General features: G+C 70.3%; 17 protein-coding genes. 11 read left to right on the top strand and 6 right to left on the bottom strand.

Annotation, left to right across the window (positions count from 1 at the left end):
- Positions 1 to 17: 17 nt before the first annotated feature.
- The 4 genes from M2157_RS22505 (at position 18) to M2157_RS22490 (ending at position 4,158) form a co-directional block, all read left to right on the top strand.
- Positions 18 to 1,346, top strand: a complete 1,329-nt coding sequence (locus tag M2157_RS22505) for a sensor histidine kinase (RefSeq protein WP_280863458.1) — start codon at positions 18 to 20, stop codon at positions 1,344 to 1,346.
- Positions 1,343 to 2,026 carry a response regulator transcription factor gene (locus M2157_RS22500; protein WP_280863457.1) on the top strand — a complete coding sequence of 228 codons (684 nt, stop codon included), beginning with the start codon at positions 1,343 to 1,345 and terminating at the stop codon, positions 2,024 to 2,026. Before M2157_RS22505 ends, M2157_RS22500 begins: the two co-directional genes overlap by 4 nt.
- 99 nt (positions 2,027 to 2,125) lie before the next feature.
- Complete coding sequence (locus M2157_RS22495) at positions 2,126 to 3,496, top strand: histidine kinase (protein WP_280866066.1); 1,371 nt, start codon at positions 2,126 to 2,128, stop codon at positions 3,494 to 3,496.
- Positions 3,493 to 4,158 (top strand): response regulator transcription factor, encoded by a 666-nt coding sequence (locus M2157_RS22490; RefSeq protein WP_280866065.1) that lies wholly within the window; start codon positions 3,493 to 3,495, stop codon positions 4,156 to 4,158. Before M2157_RS22495 ends, M2157_RS22490 begins: the two co-directional genes overlap by 4 nt.
- Positions 4,159 to 4,237: 79 nt before the next feature.
- On the opposite strand, the gene M2157_RS22485 is transcribed toward M2157_RS22490, so the two are convergent.
- Positions 4,238 to 4,459: a hypothetical protein gene (locus M2157_RS22485; RefSeq protein ID WP_280863454.1), complete on the bottom strand. Its 222-nt coding sequence runs from the start codon at positions 4,457 to 4,459 to the stop codon at positions 4,238 to 4,240.
- Between the two features lie 41 nt (positions 4,460 to 4,500).
- On the opposite strand from M2157_RS22485, the gene M2157_RS22480 reads away from it, so the two are divergent.
- The 3 genes from M2157_RS22480 (at position 4,501) to M2157_RS22470 (ending at position 6,605) form a co-directional block, all read left to right on the top strand.
- Complete coding sequence (locus M2157_RS22480; RefSeq protein ID WP_280866064.1) at positions 4,501 to 4,701, top strand: DUF397 domain-containing protein; 201 nt, start codon at positions 4,501 to 4,503, stop codon at positions 4,699 to 4,701.
- A gap of 9 nt (positions 4,702 to 4,710) precedes the next feature.
- The gene (locus tag M2157_RS22475; RefSeq protein ID WP_280866063.1) at positions 4,711 to 5,916 is read left to right on the top strand and encodes a cytochrome P450; all 1,206 of its coding nucleotides are present in this window, start codon (positions 4,711 to 4,713) and stop codon (positions 5,914 to 5,916) included.
- 86 nt (positions 5,917 to 6,002) lie between these two features.
- The gene (locus M2157_RS22470) at positions 6,003 to 6,605 is read left to right on the top strand and encodes a Uma2 family endonuclease (RefSeq protein ID WP_280866062.1); all 603 of its coding nucleotides are present in this window, start codon (positions 6,003 to 6,005) and stop codon (positions 6,603 to 6,605) included.
- A gap of 11 nt (positions 6,606 to 6,616) precedes the next feature.
- Here M2157_RS22470 and M2157_RS22465 read toward each other — a convergent pair whose 3' ends face one another.
- The 3 genes from M2157_RS22465 to M2157_RS22455 are packed head-to-tail and all read right to left on the bottom strand — an operon-like array spanning position 6,617 to position 9,366.
- On the bottom strand, positions 6,617 to 6,871 hold the full coding sequence (locus M2157_RS22465) for a hypothetical protein (protein WP_280866061.1): 255 nt from the start codon (positions 6,869 to 6,871) through the stop codon (positions 6,617 to 6,619).
- 33 nt (positions 6,872 to 6,904) lie between these two features.
- The gene (locus M2157_RS22460) at positions 6,905 to 8,473 is read right to left on the bottom strand and encodes an ABC transporter permease (protein ID WP_280866060.1); all 1,569 of its coding nucleotides are present in this window, start codon (positions 8,471 to 8,473) and stop codon (positions 6,905 to 6,907) included.
- A complete protein-coding gene (locus M2157_RS22455; RefSeq protein WP_280863449.1) occupies positions 8,470 to 9,366 on the bottom strand; it encodes an ABC transporter ATP-binding protein in 897 nt (298 codons plus the stop codon). Before M2157_RS22455 ends, M2157_RS22460 begins: the two co-directional genes overlap by 4 nt.
- Before the next feature lie 74 nt (positions 9,367 to 9,440).
- Between M2157_RS22455 and M2157_RS22450 the strand changes: the two genes are divergently transcribed.
- On the top strand, positions 9,441 to 9,929 hold the full coding sequence (locus M2157_RS22450; protein WP_280866059.1) for a MarR family transcriptional regulator: 489 nt from the start codon (positions 9,441 to 9,443) through the stop codon (positions 9,927 to 9,929).
- Here the strand turns inward: M2157_RS22450 and M2157_RS22445 are convergent.
- Positions 9,926 to 11,434 (bottom strand): APC family permease, encoded by a 1,509-nt coding sequence (locus tag M2157_RS22445; protein WP_280866058.1) that lies wholly within the window; start codon positions 11,432 to 11,434, stop codon positions 9,926 to 9,928. The genes M2157_RS22450 and M2157_RS22445 overlap by 4 nt on opposite strands.
- A 149-nt stretch (positions 11,435 to 11,583) precedes the next feature.
- On the opposite strand from M2157_RS22445, the gene M2157_RS22440 reads away from it, so the two are divergent.
- Complete coding sequence (locus tag M2157_RS22440; RefSeq protein WP_280863446.1) at positions 11,584 to 12,975, top strand: ethanolamine ammonia-lyase subunit EutB; 1,392 nt, start codon at positions 11,584 to 11,586, stop codon at positions 12,973 to 12,975.
- The gene (eutC, locus tag M2157_RS22435; RefSeq protein WP_280863445.1) at positions 12,972 to 13,715 is read left to right on the top strand and encodes an ethanolamine ammonia-lyase subunit EutC; all 744 of its coding nucleotides are present in this window, start codon (positions 12,972 to 12,974) and stop codon (positions 13,713 to 13,715) included. Before M2157_RS22440 ends, eutC begins: the two co-directional genes overlap by 4 nt.
- 43 nt (positions 13,716 to 13,758) lie before the next feature.
- On the opposite strand, the gene M2157_RS22430 is transcribed toward eutC, so the two are convergent.
- Positions 13,759 to 14,607 (bottom strand): diacylglycerol kinase family protein, encoded by an 849-nt coding sequence (locus M2157_RS22430; RefSeq protein ID WP_280863444.1) that lies wholly within the window; start codon positions 14,605 to 14,607, stop codon positions 13,759 to 13,761.
- A 188-nt stretch (positions 14,608 to 14,795) separates the two neighbouring features.
- Here M2157_RS22430 and M2157_RS22425 point away from each other — a divergent pair, with 188 nt between their 5' ends.
- On the top strand, positions 14,796 to 16,079 hold the full coding sequence (locus tag M2157_RS22425) for an adenylosuccinate synthase (protein WP_280863443.1): 1,284 nt from the start codon (positions 14,796 to 14,798) through the stop codon (positions 16,077 to 16,079).
- The last annotated feature ends 139 nt before the right edge of the window (positions 16,080 to 16,218 follow it).

Genomic DNA, 16,218 nt, shown 5'->3' with positions numbered 1-16,218 from the left:
GTACGGGGGTTCAACAGATGGTCGTGGGGCGTCTTCTGCGCTGGCTGCGGGTGCTGCGCACCGACCTGTGCACGCTGCGGGTCGATCCGCTGCCTCCGTCGGTGTGGCTGCGGTGGTTGCCGCACGGTGTGGTGTGCATGGTGGCCTTCGGGGTCACGGTCGGCGCCGTGGGGGAACTCTCGGACAACGGCGGGGTGGGGCTCACGCTCGCCTTCGCGATCGGTCTCGCACAGGGCTTCGCCGTCGTGTTCGCACTGTGGCGGCCCGTCCCGGCGTGGTGGTTCTCGACCATCGCCATGGTGGTCGGCGCCATCGAGGTGCGCCGCCAGCTGCTGGCCGGCGGCGCGCACGACTTCACCTGGCCCTGGAGTTCCGCCGGACTCATCGGGCACATGGCCGTGCTGCTGCTGCTCGCCCTGCGGGTGCCCACGCGCGTGGCCGTCGAGGCGCTGGCGGTGACCCTGCTTCTCACGTACCTCATCGAGGGCGTGCTGGGCGCGGCCGACTTCCAGCCCACCGGGGTGCTCGCAGTCATCCTGTTCACCGTGGTGGTGGTGCTCGGCACCGCCCTGCGCGGCCGACGGGAGGCCAGCACGGCGCTCGTCGAGCAGACCACCCTCACCGCCGAGGAGCGGGCCCGCCGCACCCTGCTGGAGGAGCGCAGCCGTATCGCGCGCGAACTGCACGACGTCGTCGCCCACCACATGTCCGTCATCTCGATCCAGGCCCAGGTCGCCCCGCACCTCGTCGAGAACCCGTCCGCGGAACTCCAGGAGAACCTCGACGGCATCCGGCAGAACGCGCTGGAGGCGCTGACCGAACTGCGCCGGGTCCTGGGCGTGCTGCGGGCCGAGCACCCCGAGACGCCGGAGCAGTCAGCCGACCCCGCCACCGGCACCGCGCCGCACGCCCCGCAGCCCACCCTCGACCGGCTCGACGCGCTGGTGGAGAACACCCGGGCGGCCGGAACGGCCGTCGAGGTCGACGTGCGAGGTGCCCGGCGGCCGCTGCCGCCCGGCGTGGACCTGTCGGCGTACCGGATCGTGCAGGAGGCGCTGAGCAACGTCCTGCGCCACGCGCCCGGCGCGACCGCCTCCGTAGCGCTCGTCCACTACGTGCACGGGGTGGACGTGCGGGTCGTCAACTCACGGCCCACCCGCAGCGTGCCGTCCTCCCCGGGCGCGGGGCACGGCCTGCTCGGCATGCGGGAGCGGGCCGCGATGCTCGGCGGCACCCTGCGCGCCGGCCCCCGGCCCGACGGCGGCTACGAGGTGGCCGCGTATCTTCCGACGGCACCCCCGGGCGTGCCCGCCCAGCTCACCGACCCGAAGGACGACACCGCATGACGAGTGGCACGAGCGACAGCATCCGCGTACTGATCGCCGACGACCAGCAGATGGTCCGGCAGGGCTTCAGCGTGCTGCTGGGCGCGCAGCCCGGCATCGAGGTGATCGGGCAGGCGGTCGACGGGCTCGACGCGATCGCCAAGGTCACCGAACTCGTCCCGGACGTGGTCCTGATGGACATCCGGATGCCTGAGCTGGGCGGCATCGAGGCCACCCGCCGCATCACGGGTGAGCGCCCGGAGATCAGGGTCCTGGTGCTGACCACCTTCGACCTCGACGAGTACGTCTACGAGGCGCTGCGGGCCGGCGCGTCCGGGTTCCTGCTGAAGGACGCCTCCGCGGAGCAGCTCGCCGAGGCCGTGCGGGTGGTGGCGGCCGGGGACGCCCTGCTCGCGCCCGGCATCACCCGGCGGCTGCTCGCCGAGTTCTCCCGCCTGGACAACCGGCCCCGCTCCCCGCTCAAGAGCCGGGTCGGCGAGCTGACCGAGCGGGAGACGGAGGTCCTCGCCCTGATCGCGCAGGGCCTGTCGAACGCGGAGATCGCCGGCCGGCTCGTGGTGGCCGAGCAGACGGTGAAGACCCACGTGGGCCGCATCCTGGTGAAACTGGGCCTCAGGGACCGTACGCAGGCGGCGGTGTTCGCGTACGAGTCGGGGCTGGTGCGGCCGTCGGGCTACTGATCGGCCGCCCTCCGGTACCCGTAGTACCTGAGAGGGACGCCGAAGGACCCGTCTCGTTGGTGACGACGGTGACCGCCGCCCGCGCCTACCTTTCTGACTGTGACCGAGACGACCGAGACATACATGACACCCCCGCACGGCGACAGCGGCGAGTTCGACGCGTACCAGCCCCGCAGCCCGGAGTTCAGGGCCGCCGTGGACGCCCTGCGTGGCCTGCGGCACGACTTGATCAGCGATGCCTTCGCCTATCGCCCGCTGCCCCCGATGCGCGTCGACAGGGGGCTCTCCCGCAGGTTGCCCGGCCGAGCGCGGGAGTACGTGGCCTGGACACCGCACGTGCTGATCACCGCGGCCGGCCTGCTCGCGATGCTCATCGGCTCGGCCAACAGTGACACCGGCGAGGTCACCAGTCTCTTCGTCGGCGTGCTCGCCCTGGCCCCGGTACTGCTGACCATGGTGCGGCCGGTCCTGGCCTTCTGGGTCTCGATGGGCGCGACTGCGGCCACCTACGCGGTGGCTTTCACCGCCTGGGACGAGTGGCCCTGGCTGGACGGCAGCTTCGCCTGCCACCTCATGGTGCTCACGCTGGTTGCCATACGCACCAGGCCGCGCACAGCGGCGTGGATGTGGCTGCTGACCGGGGTCTACGGCCTGGTGTGGGAGGGAGCCTTCAGCGGCGGGCACTACAACAGCTCCGACACGGTGCAGCTGCTGTTCGTCTCCGCCCTGTCCCTGCTCGCCGTCAGCGTCTGGCACATACGCCGTGACGCCCAGGAGACGGTGACCGCCCAGCAGACGGTGACCGCGCACGAGCGCTCCCGCCGCACGCTCCTGGAGGAGCGCACGACCATCGCCCGCGAGCTGCACGACGTGGTCGCCCACCACATGTCGGTCGTCGCCATCCAGGCGGAGGCCGCGCCCTACCGGGTGGAGAACCCGCCCCCGGAGCTGGAGAAGGCGTTCGCCACCATCCGGGAGAACGCGGTGGCGGCCCTGACCGAGCTGCGCCGGGTCCTCGGAGTGGTCCGCGCCGAGGACTACGTAGCACCGGACGCCCCGCAGCCCACCCTCGCCGACCTGGACGCACTGCTCGACAATGTGCGGGAGGCGGGTCTGAGCGTCGACAAGGCGGTCACCGGGGCGGTGCGCGAACTCCCGCAGGGCGTCGAGCTGTCGGCGTACCGGATCGTCCAGGAGGCACTGAGCAACACCCTGCGCCATGCCCCCGGGGCGAGCGCACGGGTCGAGATCGGATACGTCCTCGGCGGTCTGGGCCTGCGCATAGTCAACGGCCCGCGGCCCGAGCTGTCGCTGCTGAAGCCCTCGCCCGGAGCGGGCCACGGCATCACCGGCATGCGGGAGCGGGTCTCCATGCTGAACGGCGAGATGACGGCGGGTGTCACGGACGAGGGAGGGTACGAGGTGGCGGTGTTCCTCCCTGTGCCGCTCAGGGACGAGGGTGAGGCATGACGATCCGGGTCCTGGTCGCGGACGACCAGATGATGGTCCGCGAGGGCTTCTCGGTGCTGCTGAACGCGATGCCGGGCATCGAGGTGGTCGGCGAGGCCGTCAACGGCCGCGAGGCGGTCGACCGGGTCCGTGAACTCGCCCCCGACGTGGTCCTGATGGACATCCGGATGCCGGAGCTGAACGGCATCGAGGCGACCAGGGAGATCGTCGCGGCGGACGGCACGGCGAAGGTCCTGGTCCTGACCACCTTCGACCTTGACGAGTACGTCTACCAGGCCCTGCGTGCGGGAGCCTCGGGCTTCCTCCTCAAGGACGCCTCGGCCGGTCAACTCGCCGAGGGGGTGAGGGTGGTGGCCTCCGGCGAGGCACTCCTCGCACCCTCGATCACCAGGCGCCTGATCACGGAGTTCTCCAAACTCTCCGAGTCCCCGCGCCTCATGACTTTGGCGCACTCGGCCTACGGCGATCTCACCGACCGCGAGACCGAGGTCCTGATTCTGATCGCGCAGGGCCTGTCGAACTCGGAGATGGCCGAGCGGCTGATGGTCGCCGAGTCGACGATCAAGACCCACGTCAGCCGCATCCTGGTGAAGCTGGGCCTCAGGGACCGTACGCAGGCGGCGGTGTTCGCGTACGAGGCGCGGCTGGTGACGCCGGGGTGACGAGGGCGGCCGGCACCGCCGCGTCAGAAATCGGTGCCACCCCCGGCGAAGCGCACGGGTGACACGAGCGCGATGCGGATCAGGCCGGGCTCTGGAGGCGGACGTCCGTGCCTTCGAGGCGGGTCGTATAGACCTTCATGCCTCCGACCGCACTTTGTGCTCGCCGGCCGAGTGTCGGGTTCTTCTCCAGTTCGGCTCGCAATGCCTCGACGGCCTCGAGTGTTCCGCGGCCGATGGCGAGGCAGCGGGCGTGGGCCTCACGGGTGATCTCGGCGACGACCGGCTGCTGGTGGTCGCTCACCGATCGTTGCCCCGAGCGGTACGGATTAAAAAGGAGCTGTGATGCACTGGCGTAAGTCCACGTACTCCGGCGGCGGCGACGGCGACACCTGCGTCGAGATCGCGGAGGCGGGCCCCCGAATAGCCGTCCGCGACTCCAAGGCCCCCGCCCGGGCCGCCCTCTCCTTCTCGGCCCCCGCCTTCACCGCCCTCGTCGACCACCTGAAAGAACACCCCTGGTCAGAAGCACGTCTCCCGGGCTAGCGTCCCCGCATGGCAGCCTTCGATCCCTGGGACCCGGCGTTTCTCGCCGACCCCTACCCCGCCTACGCCGAGCTCCGCGCCAACGGCCGTGTGCAGTACTACGAGCCCACGAACCAGTGGCTCGTCCCTCACCACGCGGACGTCTCCGCGCTGCTCAGGGAGCGCAGGCTCGGGCGGACGTATCAGCACCGGTTCACGCACGAGGACTTCGGGCGGACCGCGCCGCCCGCCGCGCACGAGCCGTTCCACACGCTCAACGACCACGGGATGCTCGACCTGGAGCCGCCGGACCACACCCGGATCCGGCGCCTGGTGTCGAAGGCGTTCACGCCGCGCACGGTCGAGCAGCTGAGGCCGTATGTGACCAAGCTGGCCGGTGAGCTGGTGGACCGGCTCGTCGCGGAGGGCGGCGGTGATCTGCTCACCGATGTCGCCGAGCCCCTGCCCGTCGCGGTGATCGCGGAGATGCTGGGGATCCCGGAGGCGGACCGGGCTCCGCTCAGGCCCTGGTCGGCCGACATCTGCGGGATGTACGAGCTCAACCCGCCGGAGGACGTGGCCGCCAGAGCGGTACGGGCGTCGGTCGAGTTCTCCGACTACCTCCGCGACCTGATCGCCGAGCGCCGCAAGAACCCCGGCGACGACCTCATCTCCGGGCTCATCGCCGCGCACGACGAGGGCGACCGGCTCACCGAGCAGGAGATGATCTCCACCTGCGTCCTGCTGCTCAACGCCGGCCACGAGGCCACCGTGAACGCCACGGTCAACGGCTGGTGGGCGCTGTTCCGCAACCCTGACCAGCTCGCCGAACTGCGCGCGGACCACTCCCTCGTCCCGCGGGCCGTCGAAGAGCTCATGCGCTACGACACCCCGCTCCAGCTCTTCGAACGCTGGGTCCTGGACGAGATCGAGATCGACGGGACGACCATCCCGCGCGGCGCCGAGATCGCCCTGCTCTTCGGCTCCGCCAACCATGACCCGGCCACTTTCCCGAACCCCGAGCGCCTTGACCTCACCCGCACGGACAACCCGCACATCTCCTTCAGCGCCGGCATCCACTACTGCATCGGCGCACCCCTGGCCCGTATCGAACTGGCCGCCTCCATGACGGCCGTACTGGAGAAGGCCCCGACGCTGAGCCTGGCGGCGGAGCCGCAGAGGAAGCCGAACTTCGTGATCCGGGGGTTGGAAGGGCTGAACGTGGAAGTGAGGTGATCACCCGTTCGGATGATCACTCGGAGATCCGGCCCACGTCGGCCGACGGATCGCCACACTGGCCATGACCCGAGAGGGGGTGCACGATGACGGTTATGGCAGAGCGCACGTCGCAGACGTCCCAGATGTCGGTGGAGGAGTTCGAGAGGATCGCCGAGTTCGCGGCCAAGGAGACCGACGACGCCGTCAGGTTCGAGTTCATCAACGGGCGGATCGGGGTCAAGAAGGTGGCCGACGGGGACCACGACACCATCGTGATGTGGCTGGCGCGAAGGTGTATGCGGACGAGGCCCGATCTCGATCTGTATCAGGGCCGCGGCCTGCACGTAGAGAGGTATCGCGACGGCCGGGCGCGTCCTGATGCGACTCTCGTGCCAGAAGCGCACTTCGCCGGTCATGGCGAGTGGGCGGAACCTGATGGAGTGCTCATGGTTGTCGAGGTCACGTCTTACGACTCCGACACCGACCAACGAGATCGTCAGGCGAAGCCTGTTGCGTACGGGGCTGCGGGCATTCCCCTTTACCTATTGATCGACCGCGACGCCTGCACGGTCACGCTGTACGGCGATCCAGATCCTGATGTCGGGTACCGCAGTAGCCGCAAGGAGCCTTTCGGGGCCAAGCTCCTGCTCCCCGAGCCCCTCGGAATCGAACTCGACACCGAGGAACTGAAGCAGTACGTCGATTGACCGCCCCTCGCTCAGCGCGCATTCCGTCGCCGTTCCCGCAGCCGGGCCGACACGGTGAAGGCGAGCAGGGGCAGAAACGCTCCCCCGAGGATCACGAACGGCAGCTCCGTCAGCAGGACCGTGAAGTCCATGCCCTCGTTCTCGAAGCCGCCGCCCAGGTGGCGCTGGGTGCGGGACATGGACAGCCACAGCAGCGGGGCCGCGGTCGCCCCCGCCGCCGACAGCGCACAGCCCCCGCAGGTCACTCCGTCCACATGCCGTTTCATGTCTGAAGGGACGTGCGTTCCCGGACCTGCGGTTCAGGTCGTCAGGTCGCGTCGTCGCAGCCCCGCCAAGCCCCCGGTCACCAGGACCGCCGCAAGAACGAGCAGCACCAGCACCGGCCCCCACTCCATCCCCCCGCCCGGCAGCTTCGGCAGGTGGCCGAAGGGGGACAGGTCCAGGACCGTTCGCGGGACGTCGAGGGCCGGGCCGACCCAGCCGATCAGCAGCACCGCCCCGGCGACCCCCCAGGCCAGGGGAGCGACGCGCGGGGCCAGGCCGTACAGCAGGACCGCCAGTCCGCCGACCACCCACACCGCGGCCACCTGCACCAGGCACGCGCCCAGGACGGGGCCGACCTCCTTGCCGTAGCCCACGGCGAAGCCGAGACCCGCGAGCAGCATGATGAGCGCCGAGCCTCCGAAGGCGATCACCAGGTGGCCGGAGGCCCATCGCAGGCGGCCCACCGCGTTCGCCAGCACCGGTTCCGCCCGCATCGACGTCTCCTCGCCGTGCAGCCGCAGCACCGACGCGACCACGTACAGCGCGGCCACCAGCCCCAGCATCCCGGTCATCGAGGCGAGGAAGGCGTCCGTGATCCCGGACTGTCCGCCCATCCGCTCGAAGATCTCGCGCGCCTTGTCGTTGTCGCCCACCAGGTCGGCCACGCCGTCCGTCAGCCCGCCGTAGACCACCCCGGCCACGAAGAAGCCGATCGACCAGCCGAGCACACCGCCCCGCTGCAGCCGCCAGGCCAGGGCGCCCGCCGTGCCCAGGCGGCCGACAGGGGGTCCGGGGCGCGTCGGCACGAAGCTCATGCCCACGTCCCTGCGGCCCGCCAGGACGTAGGCCAGCGCGCCCTGACCCGCCACCGCCGCCGCGAACAGCGCCAGCACCCACCAGCGTTCGCCCGCGAAGGGGCGCAACTGCGACAGCCAACCGAGCGGCGACAGCCAGGTCAGGACGGACGACCCGTCGGTGGCCGCCGAGTCCCCCGCCGCCCGCAGCGCGAAGGCCACGCCCAACACTCCCGCCGTCAGGCCCCGCGCCAGCCGCGCGCTCTCCGTCAACTGGGCGACGATCGCGGCCATCGTGGCGAAGAGCATGCCCACGGCGGCAAGGCCCAGGCCGAACGCCAGCGCGCCCAGCACTCCCTGGCCCGCCAGACCCGCTGTCACCAGCAGGGCCAGCACACCGCTCGCCACCGCCGCCGCCAGCAGCGCGGCCGTCAGTGAGGCGCGGCGGCCCACCACGCCGGAGGCGATCAGCTCCTGCCGGCCGGTCTCCTCCTCGTCACGGGTGTGGCGTACGACGACCAGGAGACCGGTGACGGCGGCGAGCGCCCCCGCGTAGACGCCGACGCGCCAGGCGGTGAGGGCGCCGAGCGAGTCGTCGAAGACGGGGCCGATCAGCGCGCGGAAGGAGGAGTTGGTGGCCACCTGGTGCAGCAGGTCGGCACGCTCGGCCCCGGTGCCGTACATCCCCTTGAGGGTGTTCGGCATGGACAGGATCATCAGGGTGTTCACCGCCACCCACACCGGGATCATCAGCCGGTCGCGGCGCAGGTTGAAGCGGAGCAGGACGCCCGTGCCCACCAGGGAGGTCATGACGTCTCCTCCTCGTTCTGGTAGTGCCGCAGGAACAGTTCCTCCAGCGTCGGCGGCGTCGACGTCAGCGAGCGCACTCCGGACTCGCTCAACTGCCTCAGCACCGCGTCAAGTTGCTCGGTGTCCACCTGAAGCCGGACCCGATGGCCCTGGACGTCGAGGTCGTGGACGCCCGGCAGATGTGCCAACCCGTTGGGGGCGCCCGCGAGTTCGGCCGTGACGCTGGTGCGGGTCAGGTGGCGCAGGTCGGCGAGGGAGCCCGTCTCGACCGTGCGGCCGCGCCTGATGATGCTCACCCGGTCGCACAACTCCTCGACCTCGCTGAGGATGTGGGACGACAGCAGGACCGTACGGCCGCGCTCCCGCTCCTCCTCGACACAGCGCTGGAAGACCTCCTCCATCAGCGGGTCCAGGCCCGATGTCGGCTCGTCCAGGATCAGCAGGTCCACGTCCGAGGCGAACGCGGCGACCAGGGCGACCTTCTGGCGGTTGCCCTTCGAATAGGTGCGGCCCTTCTTGGTGGGGTCCAGCTCGAAGCGTTCGATCAGCTCGGCTCGCCGGTCACGATCCAGTCCGCCGCGCAGACGGCCGTAGAGGTCGATGACCTCGCCGCCGGAGAGGTTGCGCCAGAGCGTCACGTCCCCGGGGACGTAGGCGATCCGGCGGTGCACCTCGACCGCGTCGGCCCACGGGTCGCGGCCGAGCACCTGCGCGGCGCCGGAGTCGGCGCGCAGCAGGCCGAGCAGGACGCGGATGGCGGTGGACTTGCCGGCGCCGTTGGGACCGAGGAAGCCGTGCACCTCGCCGGTCTCGACGTCCAGGTCGAGGCCGTCGAGGGCGTGGGTCTTCCCGAACGACTTGTGGAGTCCGGAGACGGTGATTGCCTTCGTCATGCTTCAGAACGTACGCTTCCTTCAGAATTTTGTGAAGATAAGGAAGCGCATGAAGTCCCGTTAGGGTGGTGACCATGACGGATGCGGTGGAGCGGGACCCCGAGGTGGTCTCACGGTTCGTGGAGCGGTTCGCGGCGCAGCTCGTCGAGGCGGGGCTGCCGCGTATGCCGGCGCGGGTCTTCTCCGCGCTGCTCGCGTCCGACAGCGGTGCTCTGACCTCCGCGGAGCTGGGCGGGCAGCTTCAGGTCAGCCCCGCGGCCGTCTCGGGGGCGGTGCGCTACCTGGCGCAGGTGCACATGCTGTCGCGCGAGCGGGAGCCCGGCTCACGACGGGAGCGGTACCGGGTCCACGCCGACCAGTGGTACCAGGCGATCACCAACCGCGAGGCGATCATCAAACGCTGGGAGGACGCCCTGCGCGAGGGGGTGGCCGGCCTGGGCGCCGAGACTCCGGCGGGACACAGGCTGGCCGAGACCCTCGCGTTCTTCGAGTTCATCGAGAAGGACGTGGCGGAGATGATGGAACGCTGGAAGTCCCACCGTGCCAGGCTCTTCGGGGCCTAACGCTCCTTCGTCTCCTCCAGCACCGTCCGCCCCAGCAGCAGGTACCGCTCGGGCGACCGCCGCTTCAGGTACTGCGCGTACCCGATGCCCAGCGCCGCGACGGCCGCCACCAGCCACGGCGTGGCCTTCAGCACCAGCGAACCGGACTCCGTGCCGGCCGCCGCGCTCATGTTGGAGACCAGCAGGACGACCACGGCGAGCATGGCGATGCCGCCGATCAGCGGGGCCGTGAGGGTCCGGAACCAGTGGCGGCTCTCCGGGTGGTGCTTGCGGAAGTACGCCAGCACCGCGAAGGAGCACACGGCCTGCACGATCAGGATCGCCATGGTGCCGAGGATGGCGAGCAGGACGTACGTGCCGCTGTACGGGTCCTTGCCCGCCGCCCAGAACGCCAGCAGGAGTACGGCGGTCACGACCGTCTGCACCAGGCCCGCGACGTGCGGAGAGCCGTGCCGGGGGTGGGTGCGGCCGACCGTGTTCTTCAGTACGGGCAGGACACCCTCGCGGCCCAGCGCGTACATGTAGCGGGCGGCGCAGTTGTGGAAGGCCATGCCGCAGGCCAGCGAGCCGGTGATCATCAGCCACTGCATGACGTCGACCGCCCAGTGGCCGACGTACTGCTCGGTGGGGCCGAAGAAGAGCTGGAGGGGGTTGGCGGTGGCGACCTCGACTGCCTTGGACTCGCCGGTGCCCGAGATGGCCATCCAGGAGACGAAGACGTAGAAGACGCCGACGCCCAGGACGGAGATCATCGTCGCCTTGGGGATGATCTTCTTCGGGTTGCGGGACTCCTCGCCGTACATCGCCGTCGATTCGAAGCCGACCCACGACCAGAAGGCGAAGAAGAGACCGAGGCCGGCCGACGTGCCCTTGAAGGCGTTGACCGGGTTGACCGGGTCGAGGCTGAAACCGTCCGGGCCGCCGCCGTGGAAGGCGACCGAGACCGCCATCGCGGCGAGGATCGTCACCTCGGTGGCCAGGAGTACGACGAGGAGCTTCTCGGCGACCGAGACACCGAACCAGGTGCCCGTCGCGTTGACCGCGAGCATCAGGATCGCGAAGGCCCACCAGGGGATGTGCACGCCGGTCTGGTCCTTCAGCGTGCCCGTCGCGAACGTCGAGAAGATGCCGATGAGCGCCGGTTCGAAGACGACGTACGCGAAGGTGGCGAGCAGTCCCGACGCGAGACCCGCTGTGCGGCCGAGGCCGTAGGAGATGAAGCCGTAGAAGGCGCCGGTCGAGGTGATGTGCTTCGCCATCGAGGTGAAGCCGACGGAAAAGATTGCCAGGACGACCATTGCGACGAGGTAGCTCGCCGGCGCGCCGATGCCGTTGCCCGCCGACACCATGAAGGGCACGTTGCCCGTCATCGCGGTGATCGGCGCGGCGGTCGCCACGGCCATGAAGACCACGCCGAGCAGGCCGATGGCGTTGGGCTTCAGCCGGTGAACCGTGCCTTCCTCGTCCGTCTTCGCCGCCGGGGCGACTCCCTCGTCCACTGCCATCGGGTGGCCCCTCTCCTTGTCCGTCCACTACGTGCCGAACCGGAACTCTGTAGACCAAATGAGTCGAGCAAGGGTCTCGGGGCGTTAAATGTTTGTCAACCAGACCTTTAGAAATCTGACGGCAACACGCGGCTCGTAGCGTCGTCGGCATGAGTTACACGTCCGTTCTCGGCGGTCGACACCACCGCTTCGACACCCTCGCCCGTCTGCTCGCCGCCGCGAGTCCCGAACGCTCCGGCGACCGGCTGGCGGGACTCGCGGCCGCGTCCGAACGGGAGCGGGTGGCCGCGCGCTGGGCGCTGGCGGACGTGCCGCTCGCGGAGTTTCTGGCCGAGCCGCTGATCCCGTACGAGACGGACGACGTGACGCGGCTGATCCTAGACATGCACGACGCGGCGGCCTTCGCCCCGGTGGCGGGGCTGACGGTGGGCGAGTTCCGGGAGTGGCTGCTGTCTCCAGGAGCCGACGCGGGGACGCTGGCCGCCCTCGCGCCCGGGCTGACGCCCGAGATGGTCGCCGCGGTCTCCAAGCTGATGGGCAACGCGGACCTGGTCGCCGTGGCCCGCAAGGTGCGCGTGGTCACCGCGTTCCGCTCGACGATCGGGCTGCCGGGACGGCTGGCGACCCGGCTCCAGCCCAACCATCCGACCGACGACCCGGCGGGCGTGGCGGCGGCCCTCCTCGACGGACTGCTGCTGGGCTCCGGCGACGCGGTGATCGGCATCAACCCGGCGACCGACAGCCCCAAGGCCGTACGGGACCTGCTGGAACTGCTCGACGGGGTGATCCAGAGGTACGCGATCCCCACCCAGTCCTGTGTGCTGTGCCATGTCACGACGAGCGTGGACCTGATGTCCCGGGGCGCCCCGGTGGACCTGGTCTTCCAGTCGATCGCGGGGACACAGGCGGCGAACGCGTCCTTCGGGGTGACGCTGGGGCTGCTCGACGAGGCGTACGAGGCCGCCCTCGCCCTGGAGCGGGGCACGGTCGGCCACAACGTCATGTACTTCGAGACCGGGCAGGGCAGCGCCCTGTCGGCGGGCGCGCACCACGGGGTGGACCAGCAGACGGTGGAGGCCCGGGCGTACGCGGTGGCGCGGCGCTACGACCCGCTGCTCGTGAACACGGTCGTCGGCTTCATCGGCCCGGAGTACCTCTACGACGGCCGGCAGATCCTGCGGGCCGCCCTGGAGGACCACTTCTGCGGCAAACTCCTCGGCCTGCCCATGGGGCTGGACATCTGCTACACCAACCACGCCGACGCGGACGACGACGACATCGCCACGATGCTCACGATGCTCGGCGTGGCCGGAGCCTCCTTCGTGATCTGCACACCGGGCGGCGACGACATCATGCTCAACTACCAGTCCGCCTCGTACCACGACGCGTTGTACCTCCGGGAGGTCCTGGGCCTGCGCCCGGCACCGGAGTTCGAGACCTGGCTCGACTCGATCGGGCTGCTGGACGAGAAGGGCGGGATCCGCGAGACCACCGGAGCGGCCCACCCGCTGACGGCCATCGGGAAGGAGCTGGCGGCATGAGCGAAGTGGCCGTACAGGCAAATGAGTTGTGGTCGTCGCTGCGGCAGCGCACCCAGGCCCGCATCGGCCTCGGCCGCGCCGGTTCCGCCCTCCCCACCCGGCACCGCCTGGAACTGCAGGCGGCGCACGCGGCCGCCCGGGACGCCGTGCACTCGCCGTTCGAGCCCGAGGTGATCGCGGCGGGGCTGGCCGGGACGCCGACGGTACGGGTCCGCAGTTCGGCTCCGGACCGGCTCACCTACCTCCAGCGACCGGACCTGGGACGCCGCCTCGACCCCACGGACCGGGCCCATCTGCCCATGGGGGAGTGGGACGCGGTCTTCGTGGTCGCCGACGGGCTGTCCAGCCGGGCGGTGCACGAGCACGCGGCGGCTGTGGTCCGGGAGACGGCGGCCCGCCTCGAGGACTGGCACCTCGCTCCCGTCGTCCTCGCCGAACAGGCCCGCGTGGCCCTCGGCGACGACGTCGCGCAGGCGATGGGCGCCGCGATGGTCGTCGTCCTGGTCGGTGAACGGCCCGGTATGTCGGCGGCGGACTCCCTGGGCGCGTATCTGACGTACCGGCCGACCCCGGGCGTGACGACGGACGCCGACCGCAACTGCCTGTCCAACATCCGCCCTCCGCTGGGCCTGTCGTACGCGGGGGCGGCGGGAAAGCTGGCGGGGCTGATGACCAGGGCCCGGGAGCTGGGCCTGACCGGGGTGGACCTCAAGGACGAGACGGACGCACTGCCGGGGTAGCCCCGACCAGGACGGGGATACATGGCTCCCCCTGGCTCCCCCCTCACCGTCCCGGCAACACCAACCCCAACGCCCCCTCCCGCACGGTCCACGTCCGTCTCCGGACCGGTCCCGCCACCCCCGCGTCCGCCCGGTACCGGAAATCCGCCCCGGTGACGGTCACCGTCCTGCCGGTGGCCAGCAGCGGGGACGCCTCCGCGCCCACCGACAGCCGGCGTACCTCCACCGAGGCCAGGCCGTCGCCGGAGCCGGGGGTCACCGAGACCGCCTCCAGGGGCTGGTCCAGGTCCACCAGCGTGACCCCGTCGACCTCCACCCGCAGCCGCGAGGGCCCGGGAAGGGCGGGCGCGGTCTCCCGGGCGGGACGGGCCGGTACCAGGGTCCGTACGAGGGACTGGCAGGTCCGCAGCCAGGGCCGCGCGGCCTCCCCGGGCTCCTCCCGGCCGACCAGCGCGGGTATCCGCAGTGCGCCGAGGACCACCCCGTCGCTGTCGTCCACCAGCATGTCCAGCCGCCGCTCGGTCCCGTCCAGGACCGCCCGAGCGGCCGCCACCGCTCCCGTCGGCACCCCGAGGGCGTGGGCGACACCGAGCATCGGCCCCACCGGCACCACCGACAGCACACATTCGGCCAGCTCCCGCTGCCGGTGCAGCAGCACCACCGCCCGCATCAGCGCACGGTCGTCGCCGACGACCACCGGCCGCCGCGAGCCGCGGCGTGCCAGCGCCCGGGCGAACTCCTCGGGCCCCTCCGGCAGACACACCTTCGTCGCCGCACCCGCGCTGAGCACGTCTTTCACGATTCGTACGGACTCGCCGTCCGTCTGCCGGGCGACCGGGTCGATCACCACCAGCAGGTGATCGGAAGTCGTGGAAGTCGCCACCTCGGCCATGCCTCGCTTCCTCGGGTAGCATCTTTGTGCAAGAGCCCCTTGCGCTATTGCGCCAGGGGCTTCGTCTATTCCGGGGCATCCGGGTCCGACGGGCAGCGGCCGACGACGGCCGTGGTGCACGCGACGGAGGAACCGTACGCGTACGCCCCCGACCTTGGACATGCCCCGCCCGGAAGGGGTGTACGCGCGTGCCCGCACTTGTGCTGCTCGGTGCTCAGTGGGGTGACGAAGGCAAGGGAAAGGCAACCGACCTGCTCGGTGGCTCGGTGGACTATGTGGTGCGCTACCAGGGCGGCAACAACGCCGGCCACACGGTAGTCGTGGGCGATCAGAAGTACGCCCTCCACCTCCTCCCTTCCGGAATCCTGTCTCCGGGGTGCACCCCGGTCATCGGCAACGGTGTCGTCGTCGATCCGTCGGTCCTGTTCTCCGAGCTGAACGGACTGAACGACCGCGGCGTCGACACCTCCAAGCTCCTGATCAGCGGCAACGCCCACATCATCACGCCCTACAACGTCACCGTCGACAAGGTGACGGAACGCTTCCTCGGAAAGCGCAAGATCGGCACGACGGGGCGCGGCATCGGACCGACCTACGCCGACAAGATCAACCGCGTGGGCATCCGCATCCAGGACCTGTACGACGAGTCGATCCTGACCCAGAAGGTCGAGGCGGCCCTCGACGGCAAGAACCAGCTCCTGACCAAGGTCTTCAATCGCCGGGCCATCGAGGTCGGCCAGGTCGTCGAGGAACTGCTGAGCTACGCGGACCGGCTCAAGCCCTACGTCGCCGACACGGTCCTGGTCCTCAACCAGGCCCTGGAGCAGGACAAGGTCGTCCTGTTCGAGGGCGGCCAGGGCACGCTCCTGGACATCGACCACGGCACCTACCCCTTCGTCACCTCCAGCAACCCCACCGCGGGCGGTGCCTGCACGGGTGCGGGCGTCGGCCCCACGAAGATCAGCCGGGTCATCGGCATCCTCAAGGCCTACACGACCCGGGTCGGCTCGGGCCCGTTCCCGACCGAACTGTTCGACGAGGACGGCGAGGCGCTGCGCCGCATCGGCGGTGAGCGGGGTGTCACCACCGGCCGTGACCGTCGCTGCGGCTGGTTCGACGCGGTGATCGCCCGGTACGCGACCCGCGTCAACGGCCTCACCGACTTCTTCCTCACCAAGCTCGACGTCCTCACCGGCTGGGAACAGATCCCGGTCTGCGTGGCGTACGAGATCGACGGCCGCCGCGTCGAGGAACTCCCCTACTCCCAGACCGACTTCCACCACGCGAAGCCGGTCTATGAGTACCTCCCGGGCTGGAGCGAGGACATCACCAAGGCGAAGTCCTTCTCCGACCTCCCGAAGAACGCCCAGGACTACGTGAAGGCGCTGGAGGAGATGTCCGGCGCCCCGATCTCCGCGATCGGCGTGGGCCCGGGCCGGGACGAGACGATCGAGATCAACTCGTTCCTGTAATTCCCTTTTGTTCGTCAGCTGTTGGGCCGGTCATGGACTTCCTTGACCGGCCCATGGCTTGCTCCTGGTTCCGCGTGCAACCGGCGGGACGGGACTATCTACGCGGGTAGTTCCGTCTCTCCTCCCTCCCTCTTCCAGG

The organism is Streptomyces sp. SAI-127, assembly GCF_029894425.1.
GTDB lineage: Bacteria > Actinomycetota > Actinomycetes > Streptomycetales > Streptomycetaceae > Streptomyces.
The sequence above is the reverse complement of the archived record's forward strand: the minus strand, read 5'-3'. Positions and strand labels throughout refer to the sequence as shown.

Bases quoted from the DNA above. Each gene is read 5' to 3' on its own strand.
- M2157_RS22470 (WP_280866062.1), top strand. From the start codon at position 6,003: ATGACGGTTATGGCAGAGCGCACGTCGCAGACGTCCCAGATGTCGGTG.
- eutC (WP_280863445.1), top strand. From the start codon at position 12,972: ATGAGCGAAGTGGCCGTACAGGCAAATGAGTTGTGGTCGTCGCTGCGG.
- M2157_RS22440 (WP_280863446.1), top strand. From the start codon at position 11,584: ATGAGTTACACGTCCGTTCTCGGCGGTCGACACCACCGCTTCGACACC.
- M2157_RS22490 (WP_280866065.1), top strand. From the start codon at position 3,493: ATGACGATCCGGGTCCTGGTCGCGGACGACCAGATGATGGTCCGCGAG.
- M2157_RS22465 (WP_280866061.1), bottom strand. From the start codon at position 6,871: ATGAAACGGCATGTGGACGGAGTGACCTGCGGGGGCTGTGCGCTGTCG.
- M2157_RS22430 (WP_280863444.1), bottom strand. From the start codon at position 14,607: ATGGCCGAGGTGGCGACTTCCACGACTTCCGATCACCTGCTGGTGGTG.
- M2157_RS22445 (WP_280866058.1), bottom strand. From the start codon at position 11,434: ATGGCAGTGGACGAGGGAGTCGCCCCGGCGGCGAAGACGGACGAGGAA.
- M2157_RS22450 (WP_280866059.1), top strand. From the start codon at position 9,441: ATGACGGATGCGGTGGAGCGGGACCCCGAGGTGGTCTCACGGTTCGTG.
- M2157_RS22475 (WP_280866063.1), top strand. From the start codon at position 4,711: ATGGCAGCCTTCGATCCCTGGGACCCGGCGTTTCTCGCCGACCCCTAC.
- M2157_RS22505 (WP_280863458.1), top strand. From the start codon at position 18: ATGGTCGTGGGGCGTCTTCTGCGCTGGCTGCGGGTGCTGCGCACCGAC.
- M2157_RS22500 (WP_280863457.1), top strand. From the start codon at position 1,343: ATGACGAGTGGCACGAGCGACAGCATCCGCGTACTGATCGCCGACGAC.
- M2157_RS22460 (WP_280866060.1), bottom strand. From the start codon at position 8,473: ATGACCTCCCTGGTGGGCACGGGCGTCCTGCTCCGCTTCAACCTGCGC.
- M2157_RS22455 (WP_280863449.1), bottom strand. From the start codon at position 9,366: ATGACGAAGGCAATCACCGTCTCCGGACTCCACAAGTCGTTCGGGAAG.
- M2157_RS22480 (WP_280866064.1), top strand. From the start codon at position 4,501: ATGCACTGGCGTAAGTCCACGTACTCCGGCGGCGGCGACGGCGACACC.